This is a genomic window from Mesorhizobium sp. C416B (assembly GCF_030323165.1).
GTDB lineage: Bacteria > Pseudomonadota > Alphaproteobacteria > Rhizobiales > Rhizobiaceae > Mesorhizobium.
The window spans coordinates 6,243,048-6,265,789 of sequence record NZ_CP100471.1 but is presented as its reverse complement, the minus strand read 5'-3'; the positions used below and the strand labels follow the sequence as shown (position 1 = coordinate 6,265,789).

Sequence of the window (22,742 nt, the reverse complement as noted above, 5' to 3'; positions counted from 1 at the left end):
TCAAACAAATGCTTATCACTTGTCCCTATTGCGGCCCGCGCGACGTCATCGAGTTCACCTATCAAGGCGACGGCAACCGCGAGCGCCCGCAGCCCGCCTCGCAGGATCTCGACGCCTGGAACGCCTATGTCTACGACCGGCTGAACCCGGCCGGCGACCTCAATGAGATCTGGCAGCATTCCGGCGGTTGCCGCACCCATCTGAGGATGGTGCGCAACACGGTCACGCATGAGATTTCCAGCACCGGTTTCGCCCGCGTCGACCACAATGCCGGTGCCCGGCACAAAGCCGGAGGCAAGTCGTGAGCCCGCGCCGCGCCGAGACCGGCGGCCGCGTCGACCGCATGCGCACCATCCGCTTCACCTTCGACGGCACGCCCTACACCGGCCATGGCGGCGACACGCTGGCCTCGGCGCTGCTTGCCAACGGCGTGACGCTTTTCGGCCGCTCGTTCAAATACCACCGCCCGCGCGGCCTGCTCTCGGCCGGCGTCGAGGAACCGAACGCGCTGGTGACGGTGCTGCGCGGCGAAGTGCGCGAGCCCAACATCGCCGCAACCATGGTCGAGATCTATGACGGGCTGGTGGCCGTCAGCCAGAACCGCTTTCCCTCGCTCGCCTGGGACATCAACGCCGTCAACCAGCTCGGCGGCAAGATCCTGGCCGCCGGCTTCTACTACAAGACCTTCATGGGCCCTGTCTTCGGCCCCTTGAAAGGCACCCGCTTCTGGATGTTCTGCGAGCATTTCATCCGCCGCGCCGCCGGCCTGGGCCGCGCCGGTATTGCCGCCGACACCTCGCGCTACGAGCGCATGAACGCGTTTTGCGACGTGCTGGTGGTCGGCTCCGGCCCGGCCGGCCTGTCAGCCGCCAAGGCCGCTGCCGACCAGGGCGCGCGCGTCATCCTGGCCGAACTCGAGCCGCGTTTCGGCGGCTCGGCCAACTGGTCCGGCGAGACCATCGACGGCGCGCCGGCCGCCGACTGGGCGGCGCGCACCGTCAGCCAGCTTGAGGGCCATGACACGGTCCGCCTGCTGCCGCGCACCACAGTGTGGGGCTATTACGACGGCAACACGCTGGCGGCACTCGAGCGCGTCACCGACCACAAGGAAACGCCTGGGAAGGGCGAGCCGCGCCATCGCTACTGGGCGATCCGCGCCAAAACGGTGGTGCTGGCCACTGGCTCTTTCGAGCGGCCGCTTGTGTTTCCCGGCAATGACCGGCCGGGCATCATGCTGGCGCATGCCGGCGAGCGCTACGCCAATGATTATGGCGTGCTGCCCGGCGACAGGATTGCCCTGTTCACCAACAATGACAGCGCCTATCGCTCGGCTCTGGCGCTGAAGAAGGCCGGCGCGGCTATTGTCGCCATCGTCGATGTGCGCCCCGAGCTGTCGGCCGAAATGCGCAGCCTCGCCACCGAGGCCGAAGCCGAAATCCTCTCCGGCCATGCCGTGGTCGCAACCGAAGGCGGCAAGGCACTCTCCGTCCTCAAGGTGCAGCGCTTCGACATGAATTCGGGCACGCTGAGCGGTGACGCCCGCAGCATCCACGCCGATAGCCTGCTGATGTCGGGCGGCTGGTCGCCGACCATCCACCTCGCCAGCCAGGCTGGCGCGAGAGCCGAATGGAACCCTGCCCGCCAGGCCTTCCTGCCGCCGAAACCGACTCGGCAATGGATTGGCGCCGGCGCTTTCAACGGCAGCTTTTCGACCGTCGAAGCCATCACTGAGGGCCGTGCAGCCGGCCTGTCCGCCGCGGGCGGAGCGGCTGCGCCGGCAGCTTTGCCGGATGTCGAAGCAGCCCCGGGAAACCCCGATCCGGCGCCGGTGTTCGAGATCAAAGCCAAGGGAAAAAGCTTCGTCGACTTCCAGCATGACGTGACTGCCGAAGACGTGCGGCTGGCGCATCGCGAAGGTTTTGTCTCCGTCGAGCATCTGAAGCGCTACACCACGCTCGGCATGGCGACCGACCAGGGCAAGAACTCCAACGTTCCGGGCCTCGCCATCATGGCCGAGGCGTTGGGCAAACCGATCCCCGAAGTCGGAACGACGCGCTTCCGCCCGCCCTATTCCGCGGTGTCGATCGGCTCGCTTGCCGCCGAACGCTTCGGCGATCTGAAACCCGAGCGCCTGACGCCCATGCATGACTGGCACCTCGCCAATGGCGCAACGATGTATTCCGCTGGCCTCTGGTATCGACCAATGATCTACGGCCTTGCCGGCGAGACGGTCGAACAGGCCTATGTCCGTGAAGCCAGGGCGACGCGCGAAAGTGCCGGCATCGTCGACGTTTCGACGCTGGGCAAGATCGCCGTTCAGGGGCCGGATGCCGGCGAATTCCTCGACCGCGTCTACACCAACATGTTTTCCACCCTCCCCGTCGGCAAGGCCCGCTACGGCCTGATGCTGCGCGAGGACGGGCTGGCCTTCGACGACGGCACCACATGGCGGCTCGGCGAACAGGATTTCCTGATGACGACCACCACGGCCAACGCCGGCAAGGTGATGCAGCATCTGGAATATTTCCTCGACGTCATCTGGCCGGAACTCAAAGTGCATGTCACCTCGGTAACCGACGAATGGGCGGGCGCGGCCATCGGCGGGCCGAAGGCACGGGCCATCCTCGCCGCCTGTGTCACCGGCACCGCCGTCGACAACACAGCCCTGCCCTTCATGGGCATCGTGCGCGGCGAGATATCAGGCGTGCCGGTGATGATTTGCCGGCTGTCCTTCTCCGGAGAAATGGCCTTCGAGGTCTATTGCGGCGCCGGCTACGGCACCCATGTCTGGCAAGCCCTTGTCGAAGCCGGCAAGCCGTTCGGCCTGGTCACCTACGGGCTGGAGGCGTTGGGCACGATGCGCATCGAAAAGGGCCATGTCACCGGCGCGGAGATCGACGGGCGCACCACGGCGCGCGACCTGCATCTCGACTGGATGCTGTCGAAGAAGAAGCCGTTCATCGGCTCGGCGATGATTGACCGCGAAGGCCTGATCGCGCCCGAGCGGCTGCAGCTGGTCGGCCTGGTCTCGCTCGACAACCGGCCGTTCAATGGCGGCGCCCACCTCGTCGAGGAACTGGACGAAGCCAATCCGCACGATTCCATCGGCCACATCACCGCCTGCTGCTATTCGCCGGCGCTGGGCAAGCACATCGCGCTGGCTTTGGTCGAGGGCGGCAAGGCGCGCCATGGCACCCGGGCATTCGTCTCCGATCCGCTGCGCAAGCGGTTCGGGCCGGTCGAAATCGTCTCCAACCATTTCTACGACCCGGACGGGAGCCGCATGCATGGCTGAGCGCCAATCACCCGAACGCCAATCACCCGAGCGCCTTTCGCCGCTCGAGCCGGTGTTCCATCCGGGTTCGCACGGCAATTTCGAGCATGGCGTCGATGTCATCCTGACCGAAATCAGGCCAGGCTCGATCCTGCAACTGGCCGCATGGCCGGGCGCGGAAAAGCAGCTGATCGAGGCGATCGACAAGGTCACCGGGCTCGCTTTGCCCGACGGTGCCGGCGGCGGTCTCGCCAAGTTCGGCAAAGCCGTGTTCGGTTTCGCGCCTGGAAAATTCACCGTCGTCGACGATGCCGAGGGCCTGGCGGCGCGTTTTGCCGGGGACGTAACCCCGGCAATCGGCACGATCACCGACCTGTCGCATGGCCGCACCGCTATCCGCATTGCCGGCCCTAAGGCCGAATGGGTGCTGGCGAAATTCTTCGCCATCGACTTTGCGCTGCCCGCCTTCCCCATAGGCTCCGGCCGTTCGACCACCCATCACGACGTCTTTGCGCAGATCCAGCGCACCGGCGCCGACCAGTTCGACATCTATGTCTTCCGCTCCTTCGCCCGCTCGTTCTGGAAGGCGCTCTGCCATGCCAGCGAGGAGGTCGGCTACGAGGTTCAGTAGGGCCGACAGCCGTTCTGGCCTCAAGGCCAGCCGGTTCTGCCGCTAGAGAATGCTCCAATGGAAGCCCATGGTGGGGAACGTGGCCCAACCGGCCCAGGGGATTAAAAAGATCCCGTCTCAGAGTCGGCATCGTCGTTTGGTTCGAACATCCCCATGACCGCAGAACTATCCGCCGGCGCCACGGATTGCGCCGATGTGTCGGCCAGAGCCTTGCTCCTGCTGCCGCTGACGGTCGCCTGCGGCGTGTTCATGACCAGCCTCGACCAGAATGTCGTGGTCACCGCCCTGCCCGGCATCAGCGACAGCCTCGGCCGGCCGCCGAGCCAGCTCGGTCTGTTGATCACCGTCTATGTCGCCAGCTTGATCATCTCGATGCCGCTCGGCGGCTGGGCGGCCGACCGCTTCGGCTTGCGCAACGTTTACTGCTTCGCCTTGCTGGTGTTCGCCGCGTCATCGGCGCTGTGCGGATTGTCCAACGACATCTGGACGCTGGTCGGCGCCCGCGCGCTGCAAGGCTTCGGCGGCGCCTTGATGGGGACGCTCGGCCAGGTCGTCATCCTGTCGACCTTCCCGCGCAGCCGCACGCTGAAGATCAACATGTATATTTCGCTGGCCGGCCAGTCCGGCCCATTGGTCGGCCCGCTCGTCGGCGGTGCGCTGACGACCTACATTTCTTGGCGCTGGATCTTCTTCATCAACGTGCCGTTCGCGCTGGCGGCGGCCGTTCTTGCCGCCTCGCTGTTTCCGACGGCCACCAAGCCGGTGCGCACGCCGTTGGATTTCCCGGGCTTCCTGCTGGTCGGCAGCGGCATGGTCCTGCTGGTCTTCGGCATGGATTCGCTTGCGGCCAAAGACGCCGCCGGCAGCATGATCGCGGCCGAGCTGACGCTGGCGATCGTCATCCTGACGCTTGCTTCCTTCTACTGCCTGCGCGCCCGCAACCCCTTGCTTGACCTGAAACTCCTGCGCATCCGCACCTTTCGCATCTCATTCCTCACCGGTGGTGGGCTGGACACGATCGGCCTGAGCTCGGTCGTTTTCCTTTTGCCGCTGATGTTCCAGCTCGGCTTCGGCATGAGCGCGGTGCAGGCGGGATCGCTGACTTTCGTCGCCGCAATCGGCTCGCTGATCATGCGTGTCTTCATGCCGCGCTTGCTCAACCGTTTCGGCTTTCGCCGCGTGCTGGTCGTCAACACGCCGATCGTTGCTGCCATGGTAGCGGGCTTCGCCTTGATTGAGGCGACAACGCCGGTCTGGATCGTGCTCGTCTATATCTTTGCCTTCGGCGTTCTGCGCTCGGCGCAGTGGGCTTCGACCGGCAATCTCGCCTATTCCGACATCGCGCCCGACCAGCTCGCCCGCTTCAGCGCACTCTACTACATACTGTGGCAGTTGGGGGTAGCGATCAGCGTCGGCCTGGCGGCGGCGCTGTTGTCGTTCCTGGCTGGCGGCGGGCCGGCGGTGACCAACGACTTCCGCATCCTGTTCGTGGTCGAGGGCGTCATCACTTTGTGTGCGCTGTTTGCCTATCTCAGACTGACACCTCAGGACGGCGCCCATATCAGCGGCCACGGCGCGCAGATGAACGTGGAATGAGGCCCCGGTAGCCGAGCCCTATTCGCTGAACGTCACCCACTTTTCCAGCGGCACGCGGTCGGTGCGGAAGTCGTTTTCGGGTTTCGACGTATCCTCGAGGCCGAGCGCCATGCCGCAGACGACGATCTCCTCGTCGGGGATGTTGAGCACCGGCCGGATCTGCCGGTGATAGGGCGCGAAGGCGGCCTGCGGGCAGGTGTGCAGGCCCCTGCCTCGCGCCGCCACCATGATGTTCTGCAGGAACATTCCGTAGTCGATCCACGAGCCTTGGTTCAGCCGCCGGTCTATGGTGAAGATCATGCCGACCGGCGCGTCGAAGAAGACGAAGTTGCGGTCGTGCTGGGCGCGCATCTTGTCGACCTCGCGGCGACCGATGCCGAGTGCCCCATAGAGCCCGAAACCGTTGGCGCGGCGGCGGGTGAGATACGGCTCGAAGAACTGGGTGGGGTAATAGCGATACTCGTCCCAATCGGCCTTTTCGGCGCGGATACCGGAATTCAGGATGGCATCGGTGATCTGCTGCTTGACCTCGCCCTTGACGACATAGACCCGCCAGGGCTGCATATTGGTGCCCGAAGGCGCGCGCGCGGCGACGCCGAGAATGGCTCGGATCGTCTCGTCATCGACCATGTCGGGCAGGAAGGCGCGCACTGAACGGCGCGAGATGATCGCCTCGTCGACAACAGCCGCGTTATGCGCTGCCAGGCCATTTTTTTCCAGCATGGGCCGTCCCTTTGCGCACACTTCGAAAGCCGAACCGGCTATCGGAGAAGACCTTGCGCAGATTTCAATCCTTGGTCGCCGACCCGCATTCCCACACCCGCCGCTCGTGCCTGAGCCTTTGCATGAACCTCCAAAATCGCGCAAGCAAATCTTGTGTGCCCATGAAAAATATCTTGATTTTTTCACGGACATGAGCTCTCATGAAATTCATTTCCAGTTTTTCATCAAGTGAGCGTTTTGCCCCCAGCTATCCCCAAAACATTGCAGGGACCTGACGAGCGCCTGTTGGCAAGCGACATCCGCGCGCTGCGCAAGGCGCGTGGGCTGACGCTAGCTGAGATCGCGCTGAAGCTTGGCCGCTCTGTCGGCTGGGTCAGCCAGGTCGAGCGCGGCCTGTCGATTCCTTCGCTCGGCGACCTCAGGGCCTTCGCCGATTTATTCGGCGTGCCGCTCAGCCTGTTCTTCAGCCACGACGTGCCGATCGAGAAGGAGCGCGGCGTCATCGTGCGCGCCGGCAGCCGGCGCACGCTTGGCACAAGCGAATCCGGCCTGGTGGAGGAGCTTCTGTCGCCCGATCTCGGCGGTAGTTTCGAGATGGTGCGTTCGATCTTCGCGCCGGGCGCCGAGATGAAGAGCGAGCAGCTGCGGCCGACCGAGGAAGCCGGCTACATCGCCTCTGGCATTTTCGAGATCGAGATAGCCGGCGTCTGGCACCGGCTCGGCGAAGGCGATTCCTTCCGCTTCGAGCGCAAGCCCTACCGCTGGCGCAATCCCGGCACCGAGCCGGCCGTGATCATCTGGGTGGTTTCGCCGCCTGTTTATTGAATGCATGTCGCCCAAAGTGTGCAGCGGTTTTGGGAAACGACATGCGTCAAGCAAAAAGATAGAAGCGCAGCGCGCTTCAGGTTTGGGAGAAGAATATGGCCGGTTTGCCGACCACGGCGCGCGTGGTAATCATCGGAGGCGGTGTCGTCGGCGCCTCCTCGCTCTACCATCTGTGCAAGGCGGGCTGGACCGACTGCGTGCTGCTTGAAAAGAACGAGCTGACATCGGGCTCGACCTGGCATGCCGCCGGCAATGTGCCGACCTTCTCGTCGTCCTGGTCGCTGATGAACATGCAGCGCTATTCGACCGAGCTTTATCGCGGTCTCGCCGACGCGGTCGACTATCCCATGAACTACCACGTTACCGGCTCGCTCCGCCTCGCCCACACCAAGGAGCGCATGCAGGAGTTCCAGCGCGCCAAGGGCATGGGCCGCTACCAGGGCATGGACATCGACATCGTCGGCCCCGACGAGATCAAGCGCCGCTATCCCTTCATCGAGACGCATGAATTGAAAGGCGCGCTCTACGATCCGAACGACGGCGACATCGATCCGGCGCAGCTGACGCAGGCGCTGGCCAAGGGCGCACGCGACATGGGGGCAAAGATCATCCGCTTCTGCCCGACCACGGGCGTGCGCCGTGAGAACGACGGATGGGTGGTTGTCACCCCGCAAGGCGAAATCCGCTGCGAGATCGTCGTCAACGCCGCCGGCTATCGTGCCGCCGAAGTCGGCAAAATGTTCGGCCGCGACGTCCCGATGATGGTGATGAGCCATCAGTACATCTTGTTCGAGGAGATACCCGAACTGGTGGCGTGGTCGAAGGAGCAGGGCAAGAAGCTGCCGCTGCTGCGCGACGTCGACACCTCCTACTATCTGCGCCAGGAAAAGAACGGCATGAATCTCGGCCCCTATGAGCGCAATTGCCGCGCGCATTGGGCAACCCACAACGACCCGATGCCGGAGGATTTTTCCTTCCAGCTCTTCCCCGACGATCTCGACCGTCTCGAGCACTACCTTGCCGATGCCGTCGCTCGCGTGCCGATCCTCGGCACTGCCGGCCTGTCCAAGGTGATCAACGGGCCGATCCCTTACGCGCCGGACGGCAATCCGCTGATCGGTCCGATGCCCGGCGTTCCCAACGCGTTCGAGGCCTGTGTCTTCACCTTCGGCATCGCCCAGGGCGGCGGCGCCGGCAAGGTGCTGGCCGAATGGGTGACGCAAGGCCAGACCGAATGGGACATGTGGTCCTGCGATCCGCGCCGCTTCACCAGCTTTGCGGCCGCCCCCGACTATAGCGTCGCCAAGGGCATGGAGATCTACGGCAACGAATACGCCATCCAGTTTCCGCGCCATGCCTGGCCGGCCGGGCGCGACCGCAAGCTGTCGCCGATCCACGATCGCATCAAGGCGCTCGGCGCCCAGTTCGACGCCTATAATGGCTGGGAGCGTGCCACCTGGTATGCGCAACCCGGTGACGACACGTCGGAAGAAGCAACACTCACCTTCCGCCGCGACGGGCCGTGGCAGCACCGCGTGCGCGAAGAATGCCTGGCGGTGCGCGACGCCGCCGGCATTCTGGACCTGCCCGGCTTCTCGCGCTTCAACCTCGAAGGTCCTGGCGCAGCCGAATGGCTGGCGCTGCAGGTCACCGGCCTGGTGCCCAAGCCCGGCCGAATCGGCCTCGCCTATTTCGCCGACGACAAAGGCCGCATCGTCACCGAGATGTCGGTGGTGCGCCATGGCGAAGAGCAGATGACTCTGATCACCGCGGCGGTAGCGCAGTGGCACGATTTCGAATGGCTGAAGTCGCGCCTGCCGAAGGACGCAGCTTTCACCCTCACCGACAGGACCGAAGACTATTCGACGCAAATCCTCGCCGGCCCCAGTTCGCGCAAGATCCTGGCCGAGGTCTGTGGCGCGGATCTCTCGCTGCCCTGGCTGACGCATCAGGAAACCACCATCGCCGGCCGCTGGGCGAAGCTGGTGCGGGTATCCTTCGCCGGCGAACTCGGCTGGGAAATCCACACCAAGGTGGGAGACACCGCCGCCATCTTCGACGCCGTCTGGACGGCGGGACAAAAACACGGTCTGAAACCGTTCGGCATGTACGCGCTGGATTCGCTGCGCCTCGAAAAGGGCTACCGGACCTGGAAGGGCGACCTGTCGACCGACTATACGGTCCTGCAGGGCGGGCTCGAGCGCTTCGTCAAATGGGACAAGCCCGACTTCCGCGGCAAGGCAGCCCTGCAGAACGAAAAGCAGCAAGGCGTGAAGAAGCGCTTCGTCACGCTGGTGGTCGAAAACCCAGGCGATTGCGACGCGCCGTCCGTGTCGACGCTCTGGCATGACGGCAAGATCGTCGGCGAGACGACGTCCGGCGGCTGGGGGCATCGCATCGACAAATCGATCGCGCTCGGCATGCTGCGCGCCGACCTGGCTGAACCCGATACCGCGATCGAGATTGAAATTTTTGGCGATCGTTTCAGGGCGGTCGTGCAGAAAGACGAGCCGCTGTGGGATCCGAAAAACGAAAGACTGAGAGCATGAAGAAAGTCATTCTCACCGATGGCGGCATGGGCCAGGAACTGGTCCGCCGCAGCAGCTCCGAGCCGACGCCGCTCTGGTCGGCCAGGGTGCTGATCGACGAGCCGGATCTGGTGCGTGACCTGCATGCCGAATTCATCCGGGCCGGCGCTCGCGTCATCACCATCAACACCTATTCGGCAACGCCGGAGCGGCTCGCGCGGGAAGGAGCAGAAGATCTCTTCAAGCCCTTGCAGAAGCGCGGCATCGAATTGGCAAGACAGGCACGCGACGAGGCAGGCGATGCAGCGATCGCCGGCTGCCTGTCACCGCTGTTCGGCAGCTATGCGCCGGCGCTGGCCATATCGTTCGAGGAGACGCTGGACATCTATCGCCGCATCGTCGCCGAGCAGGCCGATGGCGTCGACCTGTTCCTGTGCGAGACCATGGCCTCAGCCGAGGAAGGCCGTGCGGCCGTTACCGCTGCGTCGGAAAGCGGCAAACCTGTCTGGGTGTCTTGGACGCTCGCCGATCACGGCGCGCCGCGGCTGCGCAGCGGCGAAACAATAGCGGCAGCGGCGGACGCCCTCGACGGCCTGACGGTTGCAGCGCGCCTGGTGAATTGCTGCCGGCCAGAAGCGATCGCCGCGGCACTGCCCGAATTGATTGCTCTCGGCGGCCCGGTCGGCGCCTATGCCAATGGCTTCACCTCTGTCGAAGCGCTCAAGCATGGCGGAACGGTCGAAGTGCTGCACGCACGCCACGACCTTGATCCGGATGCCTATGCCGACCAGGCGCTCGGCTGGGTCGCCGCTGGCGCCACCATCGTCGGCGGCTGCTGCGAAGTCGGCCCTGCCCACATCGCCGCCTTGCGCGACTGGCTCGAACAGGCCGGCCACGAAATCTCGGGAGTATCCTGATGCCCAGACCGTCATCGCGCATTTCCGGCATCGTGCCTTCGGGCAAGGATGGCTGGGAGGTCCACACCGAGGCATGGGCCCGCAAGGAAGCGGGCCAGGACATCATCATGCTGTCGGTCGGCGACCATGATTTCGATACGCCGAGCCAGACCATCGAAGCCTGCGTGACGGCGGTTCGCGGCAGCAACCACCACTACACCCCGCTTCCCGGCGTTCCGCGCCTGCGCAGGGCGATGGCGGCGGCCTCGACCGCCTGCACCGGGGTCGAGACGAGCCCCGACCAGGTGATCGCCACGCCGGGCGGTCAGGCCGCCCTTTACGCGGCGGTGCAGGCCGTTCTCGACCAGGGCGACCACGCTATCGTGGTGGCGCCCTACTACGCGACTTATCCCAACACGTTCAGCGCCGCCGGCGCCAGCTTCACCGTCGTCGAGACGCCGGCCGGAGACGGTTTCCAGCCGCACGCCGAGATGATCCGCGCGGCGCTCAAGCCCAACACGCGCGCCATTTTGATCAACACGCCGAACAACCCGACCGGCGCCGTTTATTCGCGTGAGCGTCTGGAAGAGCTGGCCGAGATCTGCCGCGAGCACGATCTCTGGCTGCTGTCGGACGAGGTCTACTGGACGCTCGGCGGCGGCGAGCACATCTCGCCGCGCGGCCTGCCCGGCATGGCCGAGCGCACGCTGGTCATCAATTCGATGTCCAAGAGCCATGGCATGACCGGCTGGCGCATGGGCTGGCTGACCGGCCCGACGCAGATGATCACGCTGTTGACCAATCTCAATCTGGTGACGACCTACGGCCTGCCGGCCTTCATCTCGATCGCCTGCGCCGAGGCGCTGGAGAACCGCTATGGCGTGAAAGAGATCGCCGAACGCTATGCGGCACGCCGCACCGTCCTGCTCGACGCCGTGCGCGGCATGAACAATATCAGCGTGCACGGCTCGGAGGGCGGCATGTATGTCATGCTCGACATCTCCGCCGTCGAGCCCGACGACGAGAAATTCGCCTGGGCCTTTCTCGACCAGGAGAGTGTCGGCGTCATGCCGGGTTCCAGCTTCGGCAAGGCCGCTGCCGGCCACATCCGCATCAGCCTCTGCCAACCGGAGCCGGTGCTTCAGGAAGCCGCAAAACGCCTGCGCCGCTTCGCATCCGGCTATCGACGCGAGGCCGCATGACCAGAAGCATTCCCACCAAGGCCCGCGCGGTTATTATCGGCGGCGGTGTCTCCGGCTGTTCGGTCGCCTACCACCTGGCCAAGCTCGGCTGGACCGACATCGTGCTGCTCGAACGCAAGCAGCTGACCTCGGGTACGACCTGGCACGCCGCCGGCCTGATCGGCCAGCTGCGCGGCTCGCAGAACATGACGCGGCTGGCCAAATATTCGGCCGACCTCTACGTCAAGCTTGAAGCCGAAACGGAAGTCGGCACCGGCATGCGCCAGGTCGGCTCGATCACCGTGGCGCTGACCGAGGAGCGCAAGCACGAGATTTACCGGCAGGCCTCGCTCGCCCGCGCCTTCGATGTCGATGTGCGCGAGATTTCGCCTGGTGAAGTCAAGGAGATGTACCCGCATCTCAACGTGTCCGACGTGGTCGGCGCCGTGCATCTGCCGCTCGACGGCCAGTGCGATCCCGCCAACATCGCCATGGCGCTAGCCAAGGGCGCCCGCCAGCGTGGCGCCGCCATCGTCGAGAATGTGAAGGTCACCAAGGTCCATACCAAGGCCGGTCGCGTCACCGGTGTGTCGTGGGCGCAAGGCGAGGATCAGGGAACGATCGAGGCCGACATCGTCGTCAACTGCGCCGGCATGTGGGCGCGCGAGCTCGGCGCCCAGAACGGCGTCACCATCCCGCTGCATGCCTGCGAACATTTTTATCTCGTCACCGAGCCGATCCCCGGGCTCGGTCGTCTACCGGTGCTGCGCGTTCCCGATGAATGCGCCTACTACAAGGAAGATGCCGGCAAGATGATGCTCGGCGCCTTCGAGCCGGTGGCCAAGCCATGGGGCATGGACGGCATCCACGAGGATTTCTGCTTCGACCAGCTTCCCGAGGACATGGAGCATTTCGAGCCGATCCTCGAGATGGGCGTCAACCGCATGCCGATGCTGGCAACCGCCGGCATTCACACCTTCTTCAACGGCCCCGAAAGCTTTACCCCCGACGACCGCTACTATCTCGGCGAAGCGCCGGAGCTGTCGGGCTACTGGATGGCGACCGGCTACAACTCGATCGGCATCGTGTCGTCCGGCGGCGCCGGCATGGTGCTGGCGCAGTGGATCAATGACGGCGAAGCGCCCTTCGACCTCTGGGAAGTCGACATCCGCCGCGCCCAGCCATTCCAGAAGAACCGCCGCTATCTCAAGGAGCGGGTCTCCGAGACGCTCGGCCTGCTCTATGCCGACCATTTCCCCTACCGGCAGATGGCAACGTCCAGGAATGTCAGGCGATCGCCCCTGCATGAACACCTGAGGGCGCGCGGCGCGGTCTTCGGCGAAGTCGCCGGCTGGGAGCGCGCCAACTGGTTCGCCCGCGAAGGGCAAGAGCGCGAATACCGCTATTCCTGGAAGCGGCAGAACTGGTTCGACAACCAGCGCGAGGAACACCTGGCGGTCCGCAACAAGGTCGGCCTGTTCGACATGACCTCGTTCGGCAAGATCCGTGTCGAGGGCCGCGATGCCTGCGCGTTCCTGCAAAGGCTCTGCGCCAACGACATGGACGTGGCGCCGGGCAAGATCGTCTACACTCAGATGCTCAACCAGCGCGGCGGCATCGAGAGCGATCTTACCGTGTCGCGGCTGTCGGACACGGCCTATTTCCTCGTCGTACCGGGCGCGACGTTGCAACGCGATCTCGCCTGGCTGCGGCGGCATGTCGGCGAGGAATTCGTTGTCATCACCGATGTGACGGCGGCAGAAAGCGTGCTCTGCCTGATGGGTCCGGATGCGCGAAAGCTGATCCAGAAAGTCAGCCCTAACGATTTCTCCAACGAGAACAATCCGTTCGGCACCTTCCAGGAGATCGAGATCGGCATGGGCCTCGCCCGCGCCCACCGCGTCACCTATGTCGGCGAACTCGGCTGGGAGCTTTATGTCTCTACCGACCAGGCTGCCCATGTTTTCGAGGCGATCGATGAGGCGGGGGCGGATGTCGGCCCGAAACTTTGCGGCCTGCATACGCTCGATTCCTGTCGCATCGAAAAGGCGTTTCGGCATTTCGGCCACGACATCACCGACGAGGACAATGTGCTGGAGGCCGGCCTCGGCTTTGCGGTCAAAACCGCCAAGGGCGAGTTCATCGGCCGCGATGCGGTGCTGAAGAGAAAAGAAGCCGGCCTGTCGCGCCGGCTGGTGCAGTTCCGTTTGAAAGACCCTGAACCCCTGCTCTTCCACAACGAGGCGATCCTGCGCGACGGCAAGATCGTCGGCCCGATCACATCGGGGAATTACGGCCACCATCTCGGCGGCGCGATCGGACTGGGCTATGTGCCCTGCCAGGGCGAGAGCGAGGCGGATGTGCTGGCCTCGTCCTACGAGATCGAGATCGCCGGCGAGCGTTTTGCGGCGGAAGCATCGCTGAAGCCGATGTACGATCCCAAGGCGGAACGGACGAGGATGTAGCACCTTTTTACCCTCCCCTTGTGGGGAGGGTCGGCTCGCAGTCGGAGCGAAGCGGCGATTGCGAGACGGGGTGGGGGTGCGCCCTACGAGACCCCCCACCCCGCTTCGCAAAAGCCGCCTTGCGGCATTTGCTGCGCGACCCTCCCCACAAGGGGTAGGGTGAAGAAGCTCAAAACCGCTCCAGCTTCGCCCGCACTTTCACCAGAAACGCCGCCCTCGTCCTTGGCGTCGAGGCGTCCATCAGGTAGTGCGCCAGGAAAAACGTCCGGCAGCGGCGGGCGCACAGCGCGCGCATACCGCGCAGCAAGGTCTTGCGGCCGGGCTGGCCGACGACGACGCTCCACCAGGTCGGCGCGCCGCAGGTGGTGATGACGCCGACCCTGGTGACATGTGTCATCAGCGACGTGATGCGCCCCTTGCCCAGCTTGAAGGCGACATCGGTCGCCCAGACCCGGTCGAGCCAGCCCTTCAGCATGGCCGGCAGCCCGTACCACCAGGTCGGATAGATGAACAGGATCGCCTCAGCCCAGGCGAGATGCTCGAAATGCGGTTTTAGGGCCGGATCCTCCGGCGCCCGCTCATTGTAGGCGCGTCGCTCTTCGCAGCCCATCACCGGATCGAATTTCTCCGCATAGAGGTCGAGCAGCCGCACCTCCCAGCCGCGTGCCTTCAGCACATCGACTGCGGCATCTCTGATGGCGGCGCAAAAGCTTTCGGGCACCGGATGGCAATAGACCACCAGCACGCGCATCAGAATTCATCCATCCCGGCCGCGACCTTGGCCATGAAGGCTGCCCGCATCTCGTCGGTCGACAGGTTCATCGAATAATGCGCGAGGTAGGACACCGAGGCGCCGGGCCTGATCGTCGCGCGCAGCATCCGCTTGACCAATCTGCGTGGCGGATCGCCCATCAGCATGGCGCGGAAGCGGCTGCCGCCATAGGTGGTGACGGCGGTCAGCTTGCGGATGTTGTGGAGCGAAGGCTGCGCCTTGCCGTCGACCAATTTGAACGACACGCCGGGCAGAAACACGCGGTCGAAAAAGCCTTTCAGGATGGCCGGGAAGCCGTAGTTCCAGACGGGATATGACAGCACCAGCGCCTCGGCCTTGAGCAGCCGCTCGACATAGGGCGCGGCCGGGTCCGCAGGGCTGCGTTGGTTATGATAATCCAGCCTCTCCCCGCGCGTCAGCCTGGGGTCGAAATCCTCTGCATAGAGATCGCAATCGTCGACCTCATGGCCGGCGGCCGTCAGCCGCTCGACGATCGTGCGGTGCAGACCTGCATTGAAGCTGGTCTCCACCGGGTGTGCGTAGAGGACGAGGACTTTCATGGGGAAATACTTGCGAGGTGGGCGCGAGGCACCGTCCTCTGCCCTGCCGGGCCGCGGCGTTCAGGCTGCCAATCTCCCCCCTTGCGGGGGGTGAGAAGTGGTCGGCGAAGCCGATGGGAAGCCAATTGCTTGGCTTTCCAAACGACGAACGCCCGAAGCGGCAGCGTAGGGCCTGTGCCGGCAGGACAGAGGGGGGTGCTCAAGCTCAAACCTCTGCTCATTCTGCTTTCTGCAAACCCCTGAACAAAAAAGTCCGGCCCGAGCGATAGTCGTAATCCGGATTTTCCCAGGCGATCATCTTGCCGGGATTGAGCAGGCCTTGCGGATCGGTCTCGCGCTTGAAGGCGAGCTGGATTTCATCCGTCTGCTTCATGCCGCCCTCTTCCAGCGTGTAGCGGTGCGGGTTGAAGATCGGGCAGCCATTCTCCTCATGCAGCCGGATGATTTCGTTGAGCCGCGCCTCGGTGGTGAATTTCACCAGCGGCAGGCCGAAGCAGGTGATGTTGCCGTCGAGGCGCACGAATTCGAGATGCGAAAAGACCTCGTTCGGAAACATCGCGTCCATCTTCTCCACCAGCGCCAGCTGGTTGGGAAACGGATAGAGCGATTGCAGATAGGTGATCGCGGGATCGACCCGCAGTGCCCTGAGCGTGGTGTGGTTCCACGCCAGTTCGAAGCCCGGCGGCAGGCCCTTTTTCTCTTCGTCCGTTGCCGTCGCCGTATTGAAGATGACTTCGCCGCCGGCGCGGCGGGTGAAGGCGAGGAACGCGTCTAGCCCATGCCGGGCAACCATGACGACGCAGATGCTTTGCCCGTCCCGGAAGAACTTCTGGTGGCGCTTGAAATAGAGCTGCGGCACGGGCGCGGCGATCGGCGTGATCAGCTTGGTCAGGATGCCGTCCTGGCGTGCCAGCGCGTTGCCGTAGCGGGCTGCCGGCATGAAAGCGTCGAAGCCGACGATCACGTCGATCCATTCATAGGCTGCAGTCAGCGGCATCTCGACCTCGGTGATGATGCCGTTGGTGCCATAGGCGTGGGTGACCTTGTGCAGGTCCTCGCCGGCGAGTTCGAGCGCCTTCGGCTCCGCCTCCATAGTGACGACGCGCAGGCGCAGCACATTGCCGAAATCACGCAGACCGCCGAAATTGATCGAACCAACGCCGCCCGAGCCGCCGGCGATGAAGCCGCCGATCGAGGCGGTGTTGTAGGTCGACGGCGACAGCCGCAGTTCCTGCCCGGAATGCGCGCGCGTCGCTCTGTCGATGTCGGCGAGGATCGCGCCCGGCCCGGTGACGACGCGGCCCGGCGCTATGGCCTTGATCTCGTTCATCTCGGCGAGGTTCAAAACCACGCCGCGCGACAGCGGCATCGCCTGGCCGTAATTGCCGGTGCCGCTGCCGCGCGGCGTCACCGGAACGCCATGACGGTGGCAAGCGGCAAGCACGCGGATCAGTTCGGCCTCGTTCCTGGGCGTCACGATCAGGTCGCCGGTGACGTGGTCGAGCTGCTGCTTCAGCACCGGGCTGTACCAGTAGAAGTCGCGGCTCTTCTGCTGGACGATGGCCGGATTGTCGTCGAGCTTTATCCCGTCGAGATCGCGTTTGAGCGCCGAAACATCCATCATTCCACCATCAGTTCGTCGAGCTCGGCATAGTCGGGCAATTGCCTGTCGATCGCTCGGCCGTTGCGCACGACGATGCGATCCGATTCGGGCCGCGACAGCAATTCCGTCCAGCTCCGCCCTTTGAAGACGATAAAATTGGCGCTGCCACCTGCTGCCAGTGTCCCGACACCGTCGAGCCGCATCACCTTGGCCGGCGTCGCCGCCACCGTCTGCGGCCAGTCGCCGACCGGATGATCGAAATGCAGGATGCGCGTCGCCATGCGGTAGACCTCCAGCATGTCGAGATCGCCATAGGCATAGAACGGATCGCGGGTGTTGTCGGAGGCGACCGCGACCGGGATGCCCCTCGCCTTCATCTCATGCAGCAGCGTCACGCCGCGCCAGCGTGGCGTGGTCTGGTCGGCACGCCGGTCCTGCAGATAGAGATTGCACATTGGCAGCGACACCACCGCCAGCCGCGCCTTGGCCACCTTGTCGAGTGTATCGAGCACGTCGAGATCCGGCTGGCGCGCCAGCGAGCAGCAATGTCCCACCAGCATGTTGCCCTCAAAACCGTTCCACAGTGCCGCCTCGGCGATCTTCTTCAGCGATATCGCCGCAATGTCGTCGGTCTCGTCGGCGTGGAAATCGAGATCGAGCCCGTGCCTGTTCGCCTCGGCGAACACCTTGTCGAGAAGCTCTTCGAGATCCGGCACCATATAGGTGACGACGCCGAGCACGCCCTTGGCCGCAGCCACGCGCTTGGCCAGCCTCTCGAACCACTTTCTGTCGCGCACGCCTTCGATGCCGAGCAGGCAGGCTGCCTGCAATTCGATGCGGCCGCGCCATTTCTCCCGCATCGCCTCGAACACCGGCCAGGAGATTTCCTCCTGTGGCGGCACGCTGTCGAGATGCGTGCGCAGCGCCTTGGTGCCGTGCGCGTAGGCCGAGCGCAGCGAGAAATCCATGCGCCGCGCCACGTCCTCGGCGCTCCAGCGCGCTGCACGGTCGGCGCCGGTGGCATTGAGCGCGCCCATGAAACTGCCGTCGGGATTGGGTTTGCGCGGCCAGATATGGCCCTTGTCGATGTGGGTGTGGCAGTCGACGAAGCACGGCAGCACGATGCGGCCGGCAAGGTCGATGGCGGTGGCTGGCGCTTTTGATTTCTTGTGCGCGGCGATGGCTGAGATCTTGCCATCGGCGACCGTTATGTCGGCCAGGGCGAAGCCGTCGCTGTCGTAAGTGGCGGCAAGGCCTGATGTCAGCGACCGGTGAAGGCGGACGTTTGTGAGATGGTACGAGCCAGAGGTCGGTATCAAGGACCGCCCCCCTCTGCCCTGCCGGGCATCTCCCCCTCAAGGGGGGAGATTGGCAGCTTTTCCGACAGCACCCGTCTTCCAACATCGATAATTGGCGAAATCCCGGATGACGTCCAATCTCCCCCCTTGAGGGGGAGATGGCCGGCAGGCCAGAGGGGGGTGTTTCGCGCCAGCATCTCAATCACGTCACCCAACCCCCTACCGCTCATGCTTCAGCGCGCTCTCGTGCCAGCGGCGCAGGATGAGATGCGACACCAGCGACAGCACCAGGAAGATCAATATGCCGGTGAGCGAGATCAGGATCAGCGCCGCGAACAGCCTGGGCGCGTTGAGCCGGTAGCCGGCCTCGATGATCCGCGAGGCGAGCCCTGAGGATTGTCCCTGCGCGCCGGCGACGAACTCGGCCACCACGGCGCCGATCAGCGACAGGCCGCCGGCGATCTTCAGGCCTCCTAGAAAATACGGCATGGCCGCCGGCAGTCTGAGATAGCGCAATTGCTGCCAGCGCGTCGCGCCGTTGAGCTTGAACATGTCGCGCAGATTGCGGTCGACCGAATTGAGGCCGAGCGTGGTGTTGGACAGGATCGGGAAGAACGCGACGATCCAGGCGCAAAGCAAAAGCTTCACCGTCTGGTTGTCCACATAGATGTTGATGAGCGGGAAGACCGCCACGATCGGCGTTACCTGCAGCACGATGGCGAAGGGAAAGAACGACATCTCCACCCATTTCGATTGCGCAAACAGCACCGCCAGTCCGACGCCGCCGACCACTGCAAGCAACAGACTGAGGAAGGTTATGCGCAACGTGACCAGCAGCGCGGAGAACAGGAGCCCGGCATCGCTATAGAGCGTCCACAGCACCACGCCGGGGCGCGGCAGAATATATTGCGGGATCGCGTTCCACACGCAGATGCGGTCCCACAGCCAGATCGCCAGGATCATGATCGCCAAAGGCAGGACCCACCGGCCGATCCGCTCCAGCCGCTCCTGGCGTACGCGGCCGGCCTCTTCCGCGTCGAGCGTTGCGGCATTCTGATCAATGGCCGTCATGGTGCGGTCCGGCTGATGTGTTGATGGCGTTGACCAGGATGTCCGAGGCCTGGCGGCAGAGCGCGGCATAGTCGGGCGAGGTGCGAAACACCTCGTCGCGTGGATAGGCGGCATCGATTGCCAACTCGGCATGGACGCGGCCCGGCCGCGCCGCCATGACGACGACGCGGTTTGACAGGAACACGCTTTCGAAGACGCTGTGGGTGACGAAGACGACGGTGAAGCGCTCGTCCTGCCACAGCTCCAGAAGGTCGTTGTTGAGCTTGAACCGGGTGATCTCGTCGAGTGCCGCGAACGGCTCGTCCATCAACAGAATGCGCGGCTTCGTCACCATCGCGCGTGCGATCGAGACGCGCATCTTCATGCCGCCGGAAAGTTCGCGCGGCACGGCGTTTTCGAAACCGGTCAGGTGCACCCGCTCCAGCATCTCCATCACCACCGGCGCCGCCTTGGCACGCGACACGCCTTTCAGCCTGAGCGGCAACCAGACATTGTCGAAGACATCGGCCCAGGGCAGCAGCGTCGGTTCCTGGAAGACGAAGCCGATATTGGCGCGGTCGATCGAACCGCCCCAGTCGAGTTGACCGGATGTCGGCGTCGACAGGCCCGCGATCAGCCTCAACGCCGTCGACTTGCCGCAGCCGGACGGCCCGAGCAGGCTGACAAAATCGCCCTCGCGGATGGCGAGATCGACGTCGCTCAATGCAGTCACGCCATTGGAAAACACCTTGCCGACATGGCGCAGCGTCAGCAGCATCGGGCCTTCACCCGATGCCGTCATGGGCGCCTGCGCCATCTTTTCCAGCTTCACGATTACTTCTTCAGCTCGATTCCGACACCTTTGTTGATGAAGGCCAGCGTATAGGCCTTGTTGATATCGATGCCCTCGGGCGTGACCTTGGCCTTGACCATCTTGTCATAAAAGCTCTTGATCCGGTCTTCGTTCATGGCGCCGATGCCGAGCTTTTCGGTGTCGCCGGAATCGGCCAGGCCGAACTTCTTCATCTGCTCGATCGAGAAGGCAATCTGCTCGTCGCTCATGTCGGGATTGTCTTTCTTGATCATCTCGTTGGCGGCCTTGTTGTCGCCGTAGAGGTAGTTGTACCAGCCCTTGGCCGAGCCATCGACGAAGCACTGGACCACCTCCGGCCGCTTGTCGATCGTGTCCTGCATCACCTCGATCGTCGTCGAATAGGTGTCCCAGCCATAGTCGGCCAGCAGGAACTGGTTGGGCACGAAGCCGCCTTCCTTCTTGACCGCAAAAGGCTCCGAGGTGACGTAACCCTGCTGGATCGACTTCTTGTTGGCTAGGAATGGAGCGGTGTTGTAGGTGTAGGGCACGCGCTTGGCGGCATCGAAACCGAGTTCGATGACCATCCACTGGAAGAAGGTCTGGACGCCCTCGTCGCCGAGAATGTACTGGTCGGCGTTCTTCAAATCCTCCCACTTGTCCAGCCCCTGCCCCGGGTGGGACATGATGACTTGAGGGTCCTTCTGGAAATCGGCGGCGACGACGCGCATCGGGATGCCCTGCTGGACGGCGTCGAAGGCCGACAGCAGATTGCCGCCCATGTAGAAATCGAGCTTGCCGGCCAGCAGCAGCGGCCGCCCGCTGACCTGCGGACCTCCCTGCGAAATCGTCACGTCGAGGCCACATGCAGCGTAGGTGCCGTCGGCGACGGCCTGGTAGTAGCCGCCATGCTCGGGCTCGGCCAGCCAGTTGGTGCCGAAGGTGACCTTCTCGTTTGCTGCCGCGCCGAACGTGCCGGCTCCAAGCAGCGCGACCGCAAGCGCTGAAATCTTCTGTTTTCCGTACATCGACACCACCCTTTGTTGGCTCCGGAGCGTCACGCGCCGGGCTCGACACCATTGATCCAAGAAGCAAGACACATGCCACCGCCCGGGCCGCCTGCTTGCGCGGCAGTCACTGCCAACACCGGACGGGTCATGCTGTGCGGGAGGCATCGTGCCTATTTTTTGGACGCCTGTCCACAATCGCCCTTGTGCCATGCACCACATCTTGAACGTACTATCGGTCACGTCTTAGGCTGGTCTCGCAGACAGGAGATTGCCATGTTCAGATACCTCGCGCCGAAGTCGATCAAGCCGCCTTTCGCCCGCTACAGCCACGGCGTCGAAGTACCTCCCGGCAAGCGGCTGGTGCTGTGCTCCGGCCAGGTTGCCATCACGGCCGACGACCAGATCCCGGAAGATGCCGGCGCGCAGGCCGAACTCTGCTTTCAAAACATAGCGGCGATTCTGGCAGAAGCCGGGCTCGGCCTTCAAGACATCGTACGGATCAACGCCTATGTCACCGACCGCGCGCACCTGCGCCCCTATATGGATGTCCGCGACCGGCTGTTTGCCAGCCCCGCACCCGCCTCGACGCTGATGATCGTGTCGGGCTTCGCGCGGCCGGAATTCAAGGTTGAGGTCGAGGCGATCGCTGCCGGGTGATCGACAGCCAATGATTGCCGCGCTAGGTCTGGTTCATCCGCTTGAAGAGGCATGACATGACCGTTGCAAACAGACGCGTGTGGTGGGGCGACTACCGGACCACCGAATACGCCGCGATCGATCCGGAGGCGACGATTGCCGTGCTGCCGGTTGCGGCGATCGAGCAGCACGGTCCGCATCTGCCTGTGTCGACCGACACCTCGATCATGAACGGCATGCTGGAGACGGTGATCGCCCGCCTGCCCGGCGATCTCGACATCCGCATCCTGCCGGTCCAGGCGGTCGGCAAATCGAACGAGCATCTGCAGGCGCCGGGCACGTTGACCTTGCCGGCGACGACACTGGTCGATGCCTGGACCGAGCTCGGCCTGTCCATTGCCCGCGCAGGCGTAAGGAAGCTGATCGTCGTCAACTCGCATGGCGGCAATGAAGAGATCATGGGCATCATCACCCGCGAATTGCGGGTGCGCGCAAAGATGCTGGCGGTGAAGACCAGCTGGCAGCGATTCGGCCGCCCGGCCGGCATGTACACCGAGCTTGAGGACCGCCACGGCATCCATGGCGGCGATGTCGAGACCTCGCTGATGCTGCATTTCCGCCCGGACCTCGTCGACATGGCCAAATCAGACAATTTCGTCTCCAAGGTCGCCCGCGCCGAGACCGAATTTGCGCTGCTGCGCCACACCGGCACGCACGCTTTCGCCTGGATCGCCAGCGACCTCAATCCGAACGGCGTCGTCGGCGACGCCTCGATCGCCACAGCGGAAAAGGGCCGGCTGACCGCGGAGCATCAGGCCGACGGTTTCATCACGCTGCTCAGGGATGTGCGCAAGGCGAAGCTGGCCGACTGGCTGGCGTAGAG

19 protein-coding genes are annotated in these 22,742 nt (G+C 64.2%); 11 read left to right on the top strand and 8 right to left on the bottom strand.

The features are described from left to right. Positions 1-8: 8 nt before the first annotated feature. From NLY43_RS30355 to NLY43_RS30340, 4 genes are all read left to right on the top strand, one after another. A complete protein-coding gene (locus NLY43_RS30355; protein ID WP_023723378.1) occupies positions 9-305 on the top strand; it encodes a sarcosine oxidase subunit delta in 297 nt (98 codons plus the stop codon). After that, positions 302-3,295: a sarcosine oxidase subunit alpha gene (locus NLY43_RS30350; RefSeq protein ID WP_023710791.1), complete on the top strand. Its 2,994-nt coding sequence runs from the start codon at positions 302-304 to the stop codon at positions 3,293-3,295. Before NLY43_RS30355 ends, NLY43_RS30350 begins: the two co-directional genes overlap by 4 nt. Continuing rightward, entirely contained in the window at positions 3,288-3,905 is a 618-nt protein-coding gene (locus NLY43_RS30345) for a sarcosine oxidase subunit gamma (RefSeq protein WP_050589733.1), read from the top strand. The genes NLY43_RS30350 and NLY43_RS30345 overlap by 8 nt, the downstream gene beginning before the upstream one ends. Before the next feature lie 153 nt (positions 3,906-4,058). Next, entirely contained in the window at positions 4,059-5,501 is a 1,443-nt protein-coding gene (locus NLY43_RS30340; RefSeq protein WP_023710792.1) for an MFS transporter, read from the top strand. Between the two features lie 18 nt (positions 5,502-5,519). Here NLY43_RS30340 and NLY43_RS30335 read toward each other — a convergent pair whose 3' ends face one another. Beyond that, positions 5,520-6,224 (bottom strand): nitroreductase, encoded by a 705-nt coding sequence (locus NLY43_RS30335; protein WP_023710793.1) that lies wholly within the window; start codon positions 6,222-6,224, stop codon positions 5,520-5,522. Between the two features lie 282 nt (positions 6,225-6,506). Here NLY43_RS30335 and NLY43_RS30330 point away from each other — a divergent pair, with 282 nt between their 5' ends. From NLY43_RS30330 to NLY43_RS30310, 5 genes are all read left to right on the top strand, one after another. Next, the gene (locus NLY43_RS30330) at positions 6,507-7,049 is read left to right on the top strand and encodes a helix-turn-helix domain-containing protein (protein ID WP_023690995.1); all 543 of its coding nucleotides are present in this window, start codon (positions 6,507-6,509) and stop codon (positions 7,047-7,049) included. Between the two features lie 95 nt (positions 7,050-7,144). Beyond that, a complete protein-coding gene (locus tag NLY43_RS30325) occupies positions 7,145-9,598 on the top strand; it encodes a GcvT family protein (RefSeq protein WP_023710795.1) in 2,454 nt (817 codons plus the stop codon). Beyond that, complete coding sequence (locus NLY43_RS30320; RefSeq protein ID WP_023710796.1) at positions 9,595-10,494, top strand: homocysteine S-methyltransferase family protein; 900 nt, start codon at positions 9,595-9,597, stop codon at positions 10,492-10,494. The genes NLY43_RS30325 and NLY43_RS30320 overlap by 4 nt, the downstream gene beginning before the upstream one ends. Beyond that, positions 10,494-11,675 carry a pyridoxal phosphate-dependent aminotransferase gene (locus tag NLY43_RS30315; RefSeq protein ID WP_023710797.1) on the top strand — a complete coding sequence of 394 codons (1,182 nt, stop codon included), beginning with the start codon at positions 10,494-10,496 and terminating at the stop codon, positions 11,673-11,675. Before NLY43_RS30320 ends, NLY43_RS30315 begins: the two co-directional genes overlap by 1 nt. Next, complete coding sequence (locus NLY43_RS30310) at positions 11,672-14,119, top strand: GcvT family protein (RefSeq protein ID WP_023710798.1); 2,448 nt, start codon at positions 11,672-11,674, stop codon at positions 14,117-14,119. The genes NLY43_RS30315 and NLY43_RS30310 overlap by 4 nt, the downstream gene beginning before the upstream one ends. 169 nt (positions 14,120-14,288) lie before the next feature. On the opposite strand, the gene NLY43_RS30305 is transcribed toward NLY43_RS30310, so the two are convergent. From NLY43_RS30305 to NLY43_RS30275, 7 genes are all read right to left on the bottom strand, one after another. Then, positions 14,289-14,870, bottom strand: a complete 582-nt coding sequence (locus tag NLY43_RS30305; protein ID WP_023690990.1) for an NAD(P)H-dependent oxidoreductase — start codon at positions 14,868-14,870, stop codon at positions 14,289-14,291. Further along, a complete protein-coding gene (locus tag NLY43_RS30300; protein ID WP_023710800.1) occupies positions 14,870-15,451 on the bottom strand; it encodes an NAD(P)H-dependent oxidoreductase in 582 nt (193 codons plus the stop codon). The genes NLY43_RS30305 and NLY43_RS30300 overlap by 1 nt, the downstream gene beginning before the upstream one ends. 217 nt (positions 15,452-15,668) lie before the next feature. Next, complete coding sequence (locus tag NLY43_RS30295; protein ID WP_031199115.1) at positions 15,669-17,072, bottom strand: FAD-binding oxidoreductase; 1,404 nt, start codon at positions 17,070-17,072, stop codon at positions 15,669-15,671. Beyond that, positions 17,072-18,373 carry a cytosine deaminase gene (locus NLY43_RS30290; protein ID WP_023710802.1) on the bottom strand — a complete coding sequence of 434 codons (1,302 nt, stop codon included), beginning with the start codon at positions 18,371-18,373 and terminating at the stop codon, positions 17,072-17,074. The genes NLY43_RS30295 and NLY43_RS30290 overlap by 1 nt, the downstream gene beginning before the upstream one ends. A 198-nt stretch (positions 18,374-18,571) precedes the next feature. Next, positions 18,572-19,423, bottom strand: coding sequence for an ABC transporter permease (locus NLY43_RS30285; RefSeq protein WP_023690276.1), 852 nt, complete (start codon positions 19,421-19,423; stop codon positions 18,572-18,574). Beyond that, on the bottom strand, positions 19,410-20,234 hold the full coding sequence (locus NLY43_RS30280) for an ABC transporter ATP-binding protein (protein ID WP_023690277.1): 825 nt from the start codon (positions 20,232-20,234) through the stop codon (positions 19,410-19,412). Before NLY43_RS30280 ends, NLY43_RS30285 begins: the two co-directional genes overlap by 14 nt. A 2-nt stretch (positions 20,235-20,236) precedes the next feature. After that, positions 20,237-21,241, bottom strand: a complete 1,005-nt coding sequence (locus NLY43_RS30275; RefSeq protein ID WP_023710804.1) for an ABC transporter substrate-binding protein — start codon at positions 21,239-21,241, stop codon at positions 20,237-20,239. 255 nt (positions 21,242-21,496) lie between these two features. On the opposite strand from NLY43_RS30275, the gene NLY43_RS30270 reads away from it, so the two are divergent. Together NLY43_RS30270 and NLY43_RS30265 are read left to right on the top strand one after the other, a co-directional pair. Beyond that, positions 21,497-21,880 (top strand): RidA family protein, encoded by a 384-nt coding sequence (locus NLY43_RS30270; protein WP_023710805.1) that lies wholly within the window; start codon positions 21,497-21,499, stop codon positions 21,878-21,880. A 56-nt stretch (positions 21,881-21,936) separates the two neighbouring features. Further along, the gene (locus NLY43_RS30265; protein ID WP_023710806.1) at positions 21,937-22,740 is read left to right on the top strand and encodes a creatininase family protein; all 804 of its coding nucleotides are present in this window, start codon (positions 21,937-21,939) and stop codon (positions 22,738-22,740) included. The last annotated feature ends 2 nt before the right edge of the window (positions 22,741-22,742 follow it).